9 protein-coding genes are annotated in these 11492 nt (G+C 67.9%); 3 read left to right on the forward strand and 6 right to left on the reverse strand.

The window, feature by feature from the left end; translation table 11 throughout:
* Positions 1-96: 96 nt before the first annotated feature.
* Complete coding sequence (gene aroE / locus IRZ30_RS11935; RefSeq protein WP_294085405.1) at positions 97-924, reverse strand: shikimate dehydrogenase; 828 nt, start codon at positions 922-924, stop codon at positions 97-99.
* A gap of 84 nt (positions 925-1008) precedes the next feature.
* Positions 1009-2055 carry an endolytic transglycosylase MltG gene (gene mltG, locus IRZ30_RS11940; protein WP_294085406.1) on the reverse strand — a complete coding sequence of 349 codons (1047 nt, stop codon included), beginning with the start codon at positions 2053-2055 and terminating at the stop codon, positions 1009-1011.
* 102 nt (positions 2056-2157) lie between these two features.
* Between mltG and miaA the strand changes: the two genes are divergently transcribed.
* Both miaA and IRZ30_RS11950 read left to right on the forward strand, forming a co-directional pair.
* Positions 2158-3108: a tRNA (adenosine(37)-N6)-dimethylallyltransferase MiaA gene (gene miaA / locus IRZ30_RS11945; RefSeq protein WP_366945344.1), complete on the forward strand. Its 951-nt coding sequence runs from the start codon at positions 2158-2160 to the stop codon at positions 3106-3108.
* Positions 3109-3378: 270 nt separating this feature from the next.
* Positions 3379-3834, forward strand: a complete 456-nt coding sequence (locus IRZ30_RS11950; protein ID WP_294085409.1) for a hypothetical protein — start codon at positions 3379-3381, stop codon at positions 3832-3834.
* A 134-nt stretch (positions 3835-3968) separates the two neighbouring features.
* On the opposite strand, the gene IRZ30_RS11955 is transcribed toward IRZ30_RS11950, so the two are convergent.
* The 4 genes from IRZ30_RS11955 to IRZ30_RS11970 all read right to left on the reverse strand — a co-directional run bounded on the left by IRZ30_RS11955 (position 3969) and on the right by IRZ30_RS11970 (position 8320).
* Positions 3969-4391 carry a hypothetical protein gene (locus IRZ30_RS11955; RefSeq protein ID WP_294085413.1) on the reverse strand — a complete coding sequence of 141 codons (423 nt, stop codon included), beginning with the start codon at positions 4389-4391 and terminating at the stop codon, positions 3969-3971.
* Positions 4392-4886: 495 nt separating this feature from the next.
* Positions 4887-5903 carry an aminoglycoside phosphotransferase family protein gene (locus tag IRZ30_RS11960; RefSeq protein WP_294085414.1) on the reverse strand — a complete coding sequence of 339 codons (1017 nt, stop codon included), beginning with the start codon at positions 5901-5903 and terminating at the stop codon, positions 4887-4889.
* Positions 5904-5955: 52 nt separating this feature from the next.
* Positions 5956-6966, reverse strand: coding sequence for an A/G-specific adenine glycosylase (locus tag IRZ30_RS11965; RefSeq protein ID WP_366945345.1), 1011 nt, complete (start codon positions 6964-6966; stop codon positions 5956-5958).
* A gap of 124 nt (positions 6967-7090) precedes the next feature.
* Positions 7091-8320 carry an argininosuccinate synthase gene (locus IRZ30_RS11970; protein WP_294085416.1) on the reverse strand — a complete coding sequence of 410 codons (1230 nt, stop codon included), beginning with the start codon at positions 8318-8320 and terminating at the stop codon, positions 7091-7093.
* Between the two features lie 499 nt (positions 8321-8819).
* Between IRZ30_RS11970 and IRZ30_RS11975 the strand changes: the two genes are divergently transcribed.
* Positions 8820-11207, forward strand: a complete 2388-nt coding sequence (locus IRZ30_RS11975) for a transglycosylase domain-containing protein (protein ID WP_294085417.1) — start codon at positions 8820-8822, stop codon at positions 11205-11207.
* Positions 11208-11492: the final 285 nt, after the last annotated feature.

The following is an 11492-nucleotide window of genomic DNA, read 5'->3' on the forward strand; positions in this document are numbered from 1 at the left end:
GCGTGTTCCGTGTTCCGTGCTCCGTCGTCTCCCCTCTCCCCTGGCGGGAGAGGGGCCGGGGGTGAGGGGGACGTATGACGCATCACGCATGACGCATCACGCATCCCGCCCCGCGATGGCAGCGGCGCGCATGAGGTCCACGGGGGGTTCCTGGCCGGTCCAGAGCCGGAAGGCTTCGACCCCCTGCTGGACCAGCATCTCCAGCCCATCCTGGGTGTCCAGGCCGAGGCGCCGGGCCTCCAGGAGGAGCGGCGTATCACGGTAGGTCAGGTCGTAGACCAGGGCGTCCTTGGGCAGCAGCTCCAACATCGCCGCCGGGATCGGCAGCGCGTCGCCGTGCCACCCGACCGCGGTGGCGTTGACCAGCAGCGTGGCGCCCTCCAGCCACTCGGCCAGGGCATCGAGCGGCCCCGACCAGATCGGCACCGGCGGGTGGAGCATGGCCACCATCGCCCGGGCGCGGTCCGGCGTGCGGTTGCCGACGGAGATCTGGCGGCACCCCGCCGACAGCAGGCCGATCACCACGCCACGGGCCGCACCGCCCGCGCCGAGCACGACCGCGCGGGTCCGCGTCAGGTCGATCCCGCGCTGGTGGAGCGGCGCCAGGAAGCCGGGAATGTCGGTGTTGTCGCCGAAGAGCCGCCCACCCCGGTTGACGATCGTATTGACCGCGCGCGCCATGCGCGCCCGCTCGGTCATCTCGTCGACGAGGTCGAACGCGACTCCCTTGTGGGGGAGGGTGACGCTGGCACCCAGATAGCCCGGCCGGCGCAAGCCGTCGATCCGCTCGGCGACCTCCTCCTCGGGCGTCGGCCAGAGCTCATAGCGAGCATCGATACCGAGGGCGTCGAAGGCCGCCTGATGTATCGCAGGGGAGAGACTGTGCTCGACCGGATACCCGATCAACCCGACACGCTGGGTCACCCCGTACTCCTCTCCGATCGCAGCCCAGGCGCAGGCGCGGGCCACGGAGCGGGCCTCCGTATTGGTCACCCCGCCACCGGGGCGCTACGGCTGGCTGTACCGCTGGATGTTCGCCTCGTGCTCCTCCAGCGTTGCAGCGAAGGCGTGCTCACCGCTCCCGTCCCCCTTGGCGACGAAGTACAGGTAGTCGGTATCGGCCGGCTGCAGCGCCGCTTCAATCGATGCCAGGCTGGGGTTGCAAATCGGCCCGGGCGGGAGGTCCGGGTGCGTGTAGGTATTGTAGGGGCTCTCGGGAGCTTCGTTGTTCGGGTCCGTGACCGTGGGCCACCAGTTGCCCGGTTCACCCAGGGCGTACTGGATCGTGGGATCGGCCTGGAGGGGCATCCCCACCCGTAGCCGGTTGTGGTAGACGGAGGAGATCAAGGGTCGCTCCTCCGGCACGGCCGCTTCACGCTCGATGATCGAGGCGATGACCATGATCTGATGGAAGTTGTAGCCGAGCTCCTCCGCCCGGGCGCGCAGGTCGGGGGGCACCTTGGTGTCAAACGTCTGGAGGAGCGTGTTGATGATGTCTTCCGGCGTGGCGTCGGCCCGGAACTCGTAGGTGTCCGGGAAGAGGTATCCTTCGAGCGTCGCCCCGCTGGGGCGGCTCCGGAGGAAGTCGTAGTCCCAGCCACCCTCATTGATGGCGTCCAGGAACTGCTCGGGAGTGGAGATCAATCCGACCTGCTGGAGCTTGTCGGCATACTCCTCGGCACGCCATCCTTCTTGGAAGCGGACTTGCACGACCTCCACGTCCCGTGAGGTCGTCAACTCCTCGATGATCTCGTTGACCGACATGCCTTTGCGCAGCTCGAAGCGCCCGGCCTTGAGCTGGGAATCCTGGTTGGTGAGACGCATCTTGAGTTTGAAGTAAGTGGCCGAGCGGATAAGGCCGGCCTCGGCTAGGCGCGAGGCAACGCTGTCGACCGTCTCCTGCTCCTGCACGACGAAGGTGATCGGCTCGCTGGCAGCGCTGGCGCTGGTGACACTGATGTAGTGAGAGAGAACTCGCTGGGCGGTAATGACGATGGCAGCCGCGAGGACCAGTACAGCCGCGATCTTCAGCGCCTGGATCATCAACCTGAGCAAACTGGTCTCCTCCGTTGGCCAGACCCGCCCGCCCACGGACGTGCACCGAACGAGGGTTGCATGATTGTAGCAATGCGCACGAGTACCAGACAAGCGCGGGCGCTGCCGCCGCTGGTGGCCATCGTCGGGCCGACCGCCGTCGGCAAGACGGCGACGGCCATCCGCCTGGCCCTCGACATCGACGGCGAGGTCGTTTCCGCCGATTCGCGCTACCTCTACCGCGGCATGGACATCGGCACCGCCAAGCCGACCGTCGCCGAGATGCGCGGCGTGCCCCACCACCTGATCGACGTCGTCGACCCAACGGAGGACTACTCACTGGCGCTCTATCAGCAGGATGCCTATCAGGCTATCGCCGACATCACCGCGCGCGGCCGCGTGCCGATCCTGGCCGGGGGCACACCCCTGTACATCAACGCCGTGCTGGAGGGCTGGCGCATCCCTGAGGTGCCGCCCGACCCTGCGTTCCGGGAAGCGATGGAGCAGGTGGCGCGAGAGCGGGGACCGGAGCACCTGCACCGGCGCCTCGCCGAAGTCGATCCCGCCGCCGCGGCACGCATCCCGGCGACGAACGTGCGGCGCGTCATCCGCGCGCTGGAGATTTATCAGCACACCGGGCGGCCGATGACCGAGCTGGAGGGAAAGTCGCCGCCCCCGTACCGCATCCTCATCGTCGGGCTCACGCTGCCGCGTGAGGAGTTGTACCGGCGGATCGACCGGCGAGTGGACGAGCAGATCGCCGCCGGGCTGGTGGACGAGGTCCGGGGCCTGCTCGCGGCGGGGGTGCCGACCGATGCCCCGGCCATGTCCGCGATCGGCTACGGCGAGATCGTGGCCTACCTCCAGGGCGAGACGACGCTGCCGGAAGCGATCGAGCGGATCCGCTACAACACCCACCGCTACGCCCGGCACCAGACCACGTGGCTGCGCCGGATGCGAGGGGTCCACTGGTTCGATCCCCAGGAGCCGGGTTGGTACGAGCGGCTGCTGAAACTCGTGCGCATCTTCCTAGCCGGAAATGAAACCGATCTCAACGCAGCGGACGTAGATTAAGGCGTCGTGAGAGTGAAGCTCTCACCGGGCACGTGAGGAGGAGGGAAGCGGGGCGATGGTGACCATCGCCCCGCTTTCCACGTGTGCGGGCTCCGCCAGTGGCGTCCCCCGCAGATCTCCCGTACAATCGAAGTCCCGCGGGCTGGCCCGTGCCGCGCGACGTGCGGGTGCCCGCCGACGCCGCCCACCCCAGGCCGCGCCAGGCCCCACGGGCGTGGCGGCGGCCCTGTGAGGACCGGTGTCCGGGTTGGAGAGGAAAGGAGTCGCTCCGTGGTCATTGGGAGCCGCCCCGCAGCGCGACGCATGCTGCTCGTGGTGGCGGTGTTGCTCAGCGCCCTCGCGCTGGCCGCCTGCGCTGGTGGGCCGGAGACGATGCCATCCGATGAGCGGGTGACGCCGGGTCCCGGCAACACCTTCTCGATCACCATCACCGACGACGCTATCACCCCTGATAACCTGTCTGCCGCGATGGGTCCGATCACCTTCCAGATTACGAACAGCGGCAGCCGCGTGCACAACCTGGCGGTCAACTACAACGGGATCCACCATCAGTCGCCCGACATCCAGCCCGGCGAGACGATCACCTGGACCCTTGCGGGTCACACCCCCAGCCCCGTCGTGATCTACTCCTCGATCGGCAACGATCGCGCCAACGGGCTGGAGGCGAACGTCTGGATCGCCACGGGCGAGGCAGACGCCCCCTTCGGTCACGGCGAGGGTCACTAAGAATAACCACCACCGAACACCAAACCGGCGCCGGGGATACCCCGGCGCCGGTCATTTTTCCAGGCCCTTTGCCAAGAGAAGCCAGCAGCGAGACGCGGCCAAGGAACCACCAGCCTGCCGATAATGTCCCGCCGCTAGGCGCCACCCCCAATGGAGGCAGCACGTGGGGATGCTGTCGCCTCACGTCCAAGATAGGCGCGCTCCCCGGCCGGCGTCGCAAGGAACACCACCCTCGGCGCGGAAGGTTCGGCAGGAGGCTCCCACCACCGTTCCTCGGCGATGATCCTGGCTACCTCATCGAGCGTCTGCTGAACGGAACCCGCCGCGGGATCGTCGATCTCCACCGCCACCAGTCCCGCGGCCACTAGCCCGTACAGCGCCTCCTGCACAATCTTCAGCAGCGCCGGCCGCGGCATCTCGGGGAAGCATGCCTCAAGCGTCCAGCACAGTTCCCAAAGCCCGAACGCATCATCGACGGCCATGCTCAGGATTTGGCGCCGTGCCTCATCCCGGATCATCGCAATACTGGGTTGCCCTTCAGTGGCACGGGGTCGCATGTCTTGCCTCTCATCGATACGCGCAGATACGGGCCTCGCTTGACGGGATCAGGGTCGCGGGGATTGCCCTCCATGATCCGAACTTGGTGACCAGGATGGTCTGGGTCGGAGTACCTCCAGCCGCGATCACTCCGAGCCCGTTCCTGGATCCAATGGTCCGGGATCAGTTCCTCGACTTCCTCAGGGGCGAGCCCTCGCAACGAATCCGGATCATCAAACGGGCAGGGTTTCGATCCCGGCACGCCCCCTCCTGAGGATACACAAGAGCGCCAAATCCGTGCCCCAAGTATTTGCCGCACGTACAACCATGCGTTAGGCGCGCTCCGCGGGGCGGATAATCGCACGCCGTGCACGCAGGCCATACGGCGACCGCGACTTGATGCTCGAGTTCGTGGAATCCAGTTTAGAACAAGAAATGCAGATTGGAAAGGGGCATGATTACGGATTGGATCGGTTCCGGCAGCCACACCCGTCACACCGGGTCATCCCCCTGCGCTACCCCGCCGGAATCTCGGACCCCAGGGCGATATCGACGATCTCGCCAGGTTCGAACAGGCCCATGAGCATTTCCGCGCCCTCGCGTCTGGTGTCCGGCCCCAGGTCGGGGCGGAAGAAGACCTGCTCGCCGAAGGCACCGATGTCCCCGACCGCCCAGCAGTAGCGGTAGTAGGCGAGGGCGAGGGGATCAACCTCGATCGGCCCGTAGCCCTGGAAGAAGTACGCCTCCTCGCGCGGGCTCACCAGCGTGCTGCTGATACCCCCGACCACGAACATCAGGTCACGCTCGCGCGGGGCCAGCAGCGTTTCATCCCAGTCCACGAACCACACGTGCCCGTCGGTGTCCACCAGCACGTTCGCCGTGTGGATGTCCGCGTGGCACAGCACGAGGGGCGGTGCGCTCGCCGCGAGACGGCGGCCCAGATCCTCCGCCCGCTCCAGCAGTATGCGAATCGTCGCCCGCTGCTCCTGCCAGAAGCGCGCCAGCCGCCGCTCGGTGGGGTCGTCGAAGGCGCGCGTACCGATGTGGGCATCGACGCGCCGGATCGCGGCGGCGCCGTCGGGCACGAAGCGATCGCGCCGCAGCACCCGCGCGAGGTCGGGGGCGATCGGCATGTCGTGCACCTGCCGCATGAGCGCGCCGTAGTCGCGCCACTGTTGCGGCGTCATCTCGCGGCCCCAGGCAGACGAGCCCTCGACGAACGGGTACAGGATGAGCACGTAGTCGCCCGCGTCCGTCCAGAGCGCCCCGCCGGTGGTCGGTAGCGGAGCGACGATGTGCGCGAGCCCGTGATCTCCCAGGTAGCGGGGGACCACGAGGCCCGCCTCATTCTTGATGCTGAGGCGGACTTTCAGGAAGTAGGTCGCGTCGTCGGCCGCCCGCACGCGGTACACCCAGGCCGAGGAGTCGTAGCCCAGCGGGAGGAAGGTCAGGTCCTCGACGTCGAGGCCGTACCGGTCGCGCAAGCGGGCGCGCAGGGTGTCCTCGGTGAGGTTGTCCGGTGGTTCCCGCATGGTCGGCGCTCCTTCCCGCCCGTCGCGCCCCGGCGGACGTGCCATCTAGCGGTTAGTGCGGCAGTCGCACGCGCACCCGTGCCGGGTCGCCGGCGTCGGGGTCGGATGCGTCGTATTCGGCCCGCTCCTCGGCGACGCAGGCCAGCCCGTCCCGCTCCAGCCCCGCGACCACCTCACGCAGCCAGGCAAGATGCTCCGGGCCGAAGTCGTCACGCACCCGGGGGCCGAGCGCGGCGAGGTCGATCGCCTCACCCGGCGGCAGCTCCCGCAGCGCCGCGATGACCCGGCCTCGGTAGTAGCGCGACGACCCGGTGAACGGCTCCTCCCGGCGGGTGGTCGCGGGCGCCTCGGCCAGGGCCGTCTGGATCGCCGGGTAGGCGCGACAGTGCGCCTGGAGGGGGCAGAAGACGCAGAGCGGCTTGCGCGCGGTGCAGTGGACCGCGCCGAACTCCATCAGCCCCTGGTTCCAGTCGTAGCCCTCGCCCGCGGGCACCACCCGGTCGGCCAGCGCCTGGATCTCGCGTGCCGTCGCGCGTGGGGTCGGCACCTCCGGCCCGTAGAAGAGGCGGTGCAGCACCCGACGGATGTTGGTGTCGACGAAGCCGACGTCCTGCTCGTAGGCGAAGCAGGCCACCGCGCCGGCCGTATAGCGGCCGATGCCCGGCAGCGCCTGCAATTCGTCCACGTCGCGCGGCATCACCCCGCCGTGGCGCTCGACCACGGCCTGGGCCGCGCGCTGGAGATTCACCGCCCGGCGATTGTAGCCCAGCCCGGACCAGACGCGGATCACCTCGGCCGTCGGCGCGGCTGCCAGCGCCTCGATCGTGGGGAAACGCTCCAGGAACTCGTGGTACTTGGGGATGACGCGCTCGACCTGCGTCTGCTGCAGCATCACCTCGGAGATGAGCACCCGGTACGGATCGCGCGTCCGCCGCCAGGGGAGGTCACGCCGGTGGGCACGATACCAGGCCAGCAGGCGCTGCTGGAGATCGGCCAACTGCTGGTCATCACTCGGCTGTGCGGCGGGCGTCGCCGCGGTGGTCGTCGCGTCCATCGGCACCATTCTATCCAACGAGGCAATACCTGCGGGGCGCGTGACGCCAGCGATTCCCGGCCATGAAAAAGGGGGTGCGAAGCACCCCCGGTTGAGCGGATGTGTTCAGGAATCAGATCGGCCTGCGTGCCGGCTACTTGCCGTCGACACCCTCGCGCTTCTGCTTGGTCAGTGCCGCAACCTTCATCGGCAGGCCGAAGAGGTTGATGAACCCCTTGGCGTCCGCCTGATTATACACGTCGTCGGCGCCGAAGGTGGCGAAGCCCTCGTGGTACAGGCTGTAGGGCGACTTGCGTCCGGTCGGGATGATGTTCCCCTTGTACAGCTTCAGCCGGACCTCACCGGTCACCGTCTGCTGGGTCACTTCGACGAAGGCGTCGAGCGCCTCGCGCAGCGGGGTGAACCAGCGGCCGTCGTAGACCAGCTCGGCGTACTTCTGCGCCACGAGGTCCTTGTAGTGCAGCGTCTCGCGGTCGAGCGTGATCGACTCCAGTTCCTTGTGTGCCGTGGAGAGGATCGCCGCCCCGGGCTGCTCGTAGACGCCGTGGCTCTTCATCCCGACCAGCCGGTTCTCCACCAGGTCGATCCGGCCCACGCCGTGCTCGCCGCCGATCTTGTTCAGCGTCGTCACCAGCTCGACCGGCCCCATCGGCGTACCGTCCAGGCTGACCGGGTAGCCCTGCTCGAAGCCGATGACGATCTCGACCGGCTTGTCCGGCGCGGCCTCCGGGCTGACGGTGAGCTGGAACATCGCCTCGTTCGGCTCCTGCCAGGGATCCTCCAGCTCGCCCCCTTCATGGCTCAGGTGCCAGAGGTTCTGGTCCCGGCTGTAGATGTTGGTCTTCGACTGCGACACCGGGATGCCGCGCGCCATCGCGTATTCGAGCAATTCCTCGCGGCCGCCGAGGTCCCACTGCCGCCAGGGGGCGATCACCTTCAGATCGGGCGCCAGCGCCTGGAAGGTCAGCTCGAAGCGGACCTGATCGTTCCCCTTGCCGGTGCAGCCGTGGGCGACCGCATCGGCTCCCTCGAGCCGCGCGATCTCCACCTGGTGGGAGGCGATGAGCGGCCGGGCGAAACTGGTGCCGAGCAGGTACTTCCGCTCGTAGACCGCGCCGGCCCGCAGGGTCGGGAAGGCGTACTTGGTGAGGAACTCTTCCTTGAGATCTTTGACATAAAGCTTCGATGCGCCACTGGCGAGCGCCTTAGCCTCAAGGCCTTCAAAGGAGTCGCCCTGGCCGACATCGGCGGTGAAGGCGATAACCTCGCAGCCGTAGTGCTCCTTGATCCAGGCGAGAATCACGGAGGTATCGAGGCCGCCGGAGTAGGCGAGGACGACCTTCTTGATTTCAGGGGTAGACATGTCGGTGCTGCTCCTCTACACACGCGCGCCACGCGGCGCGCCCCAAACGCGCGAACGGGATGGCTCTCTACGCGGCGCACCTGGCGCGTCCGGGCATGCGGTAGAGCATTGGGCGACAGCACCTCCGAGGAACGAACTCCAGCCACGCCGCGAGCGGCGTGCCGAAGCCTAGCAAGCCCCGCGCACGCCGTCAAGGCGTCTCAACACGGAGGCCAGCATCGTTCCGTCTCTCATGCCCGCGCCCACCGCCGAGGCAGGCGATCTCGCCACGCGGCAATCGTGAGCCGGGGTCCGGCACAAAGCCGATGCCCCTGATCGTGTTTTCAGAATCGCAGCGAATGGTGAATGGTCAGGCTGCTGGCACCGATGCTGCTGCATGGGCATCGCCACGCCGTGCGAGCCGCTCGCCCGCCACGTCGTCATCCCCGGCTCCATCTAATCGCCGGGTTCCGGCGCAGCGCCTCACCCGGTCGAGCGCCATCGAGGGAGGGAAACCACCATGACCGGCAACGGCCACGGTCGGCACATCAGCCGACGGCCTCTCCGTCGCCGTCGCAGCCTGCTCTACGCTCGGCTCGGCCGCCGCGGCCCACGCCCGCTCCCGCCGCAGTTGCTGCGGGGATTCCGGCCACGGCAGCGCTCCTCGTCCTACGCCACCTTCCTCCAGGGGTTCGCCATCCTGTCGCTGGCGATCTTCCTGTTCCTGGGTGCCGCGCTCGGCGCCGCTGCGGCGGCCGGCTTCGTCGGCTGGACGAACATCACCGAGAACCTCCCCTCGGTGGAGCAAGCGAACGGCCTTCCTTTCGCCACGACCAAGATCTACGACCGCAACTGGGTCCTACTCAACGAGGTGTCCGACCCGGAGACCGGCTGGCGCACCCCGGTCGGCTACCAGGAGATCCTGGACCACATCACCCAGCAGCAGAGCGACCCCAGTAAGCCGCACCGGGCCTGGATCTTCGACGCCACCGTGGCCGCTGAGGACGCTACCTTCTGGAGCAATGTCGGCTTCGACCCTGCGGCCATCGCCCGCAGCTTCGTCTTCAACCTGCAAGGCGCACCGTCGTCCGGCGCCTCAACCATCACCCAGCAACTCGTCCGCCAGATGTACCCCGAACAGATCGGCTTCGAGCGCAGCTACACGCGCAAGATCCGCGAGGCGATCACCGCCTACCGGTTCACCAAGCACTACACCAAAGAGCAGATCCTGGAGATGTATCTCAACAACGTCTACTACGGCAATCGTGCCTACGGCATCGACGCCGCCTCCATGACCTACTTCAACAAGCACCCCTGGGAACTGACGCTGGCTGAGGCGGCGATGCTGGCCGGGCTGCCGCAGGCACCCAGCTTCTACGACCCGGTGCAGAACTACGAGCTGGCCAAGGCCCGCCAGCACTACGTGCTGGGCCAGATGGTCAAGGAGGGGATGATCTCCCAGACCGAGGCGGACGAAGCCTCCGCTCAGCCGATCAACCTCCAGGTGCAAGCCAACTCGCATCAGGTGTTCCGGGCGCCCCACTTCGTCAACTTCGTGCGCGCCTACCTGGAGCAGCGATACGGAGCGGACATGCTCTACCGGGGTGGACTCGTCGTCCGCACCACGCTCGACCTCGGCTTGCAAGAACGCGCCCAGCAGATCGTGGCCGAGCACGTCGAGCGCCTGGCGCCCTGGGACGTCAACAACGGGGCGCTGGTGGCCATGCTCCCCTGGAGCGGGGAGATCGTGGCCATGGTCGGCAGCGCCGACTACTACAACGACGCCATCGACGGCCAGGTCAACGTGGCGGTGCGTGAGCGCCAACCCGGCTCCTCGATCAAGCCGATCACGTACCTGGCGGCCTTCGAGAAGGGTTGGAACCCGGGGACGATCATCTTCGACTACAACAAGCGCTGGCCGTTACCTGGCCAGCCCGGCAAGTACTACGCGCCAGTCAACTACACCGGGCAGCGCTACGGCGCGGTCTCGGTTCGCACCGCGCTCTCGAACTCGCTCAACACCCCGGCGGTGCAGGCACTCGACTTCGTCGGCGTGCAGACGATGATCGACCTGGCCCACCGGATGGGCATCCGGACGGGGCTGTGGCGCGGCCCGAGCGTCTACGGCCTGGCGGTGACGCTCGGCGGCGGCGAGGTAACGCTACTGGAGCACACCAACGCCTTCGCTACACTGGCGAACAACGGGCGCTACGTGCCCTACACCCCGCTGCTGGAGGTTCGCGACGGGCACGGGAACGAACTCTACCGCCACGACCGGGCCGGTGCGTTCGAGCGGGGAGAGCAGGTCGTCAAGCCCGAGCACGCTTACCAGATCACCAGCATCCTGACCGACAACCGCGCCCGCAGCATGGTTTTCAGTCCCAACAGCCCGCTGACGATCCCGGAGCTGGGACGGCCCGTCGCCGCGAAGACCGGCACGACCGAGGACTCCCGCGACGGCTGGACGATGGGCTACACCACCGATCTCGTGGTCGGTGTCTGGGCGGGGAACACGGACAACCATCCGACGCGGGGCATCGACGGGGTGCAGAGCGCGGCGCCCATCTGGCACGACTTCATGGTCGCCGCCCACACCGACCCGCGCTTCGCCGAGACGCTGGCCGGTCCGGACGGCCAGCCGATCGCGCCCGAGTTCCCGCGCCCGCCCGGGATCTACGAAGCCCCGGTCTGCGCGGCGACCGGGAAGCGGCCCACCCCCGGCTCCCGGACGATCACCGAGGTCCTGGTCCGCGGGGAGGAACCGGCGCTTCCCTGCAACCGGACGACCCCCGAGGAGGCGGCCGACCTGCGCGCCGCATTGGCCGACGCCGCGCGCAGCCGCAACTTCACCAGCCGCGGTCTCCAGACCCTCTACGAGTACGCGGCCGCCGTCGGCATTGGCCGGTAAGCGCCCGGAGGCGAAGCGGGCCTACGTGGCCAGTGGGGATCAGACGCGGTGATAGAACGTGCGCCGCTCCGCCCGTGCCAGGGGATGGGTGGTGTGCGAGTCTCAGACCGCGGCATGTGCCCGGGGATAGGTGGTGTGAGGATCCTGCCGCTCGGCGTGTGCCCGGGGCTAAAGCCGCCGGGCTGAATAGTGGGTAAGCCCACTGAAGGGGCTATGATGGCTACATCGAGGCGTATCCGATTCGGCCACCTACCGGGACCAGCGTCCCTAGCCCCTTCAGTGGGC

It is taken from the genome of Sphaerobacter sp., from assembly GCF_019683595.1.
GTDB lineage: Bacteria > Chloroflexota > Chloroflexia > Thermomicrobiales > Thermomicrobiaceae > Sphaerobacter.

Coding starts and splice junctions, on each gene's coding strand:
- IRZ30_RS11955 (WP_294085413.1), bottom strand. CDS start 4,391: ATGCGACCCCGTGCCACTGAAGGGCAACCCAGTATTGCGATGATCCGG.
- IRZ30_RS11960 (WP_294085414.1), bottom strand. CDS start 5,903: ATGCGGGAACCACCGGACAACCTCACCGAGGACACCCTGCGCGCCCGC.
- IRZ30_RS11965 (WP_366945345.1), bottom strand. CDS start 6,966: ATGGTGCCGATGGACGCGACGACCACCGCGGCGACGCCCGCCGCACAG.
- IRZ30_RS11970 (WP_294085416.1), bottom strand. CDS start 8,320: ATGTCTACCCCTGAAATCAAGAAGGTCGTCCTCGCCTACTCCGGCGGC.
- IRZ30_RS11975 (WP_294085417.1), top strand. CDS start 8,820: ATGACCGGCAACGGCCACGGTCGGCACATCAGCCGACGGCCTCTCCGT.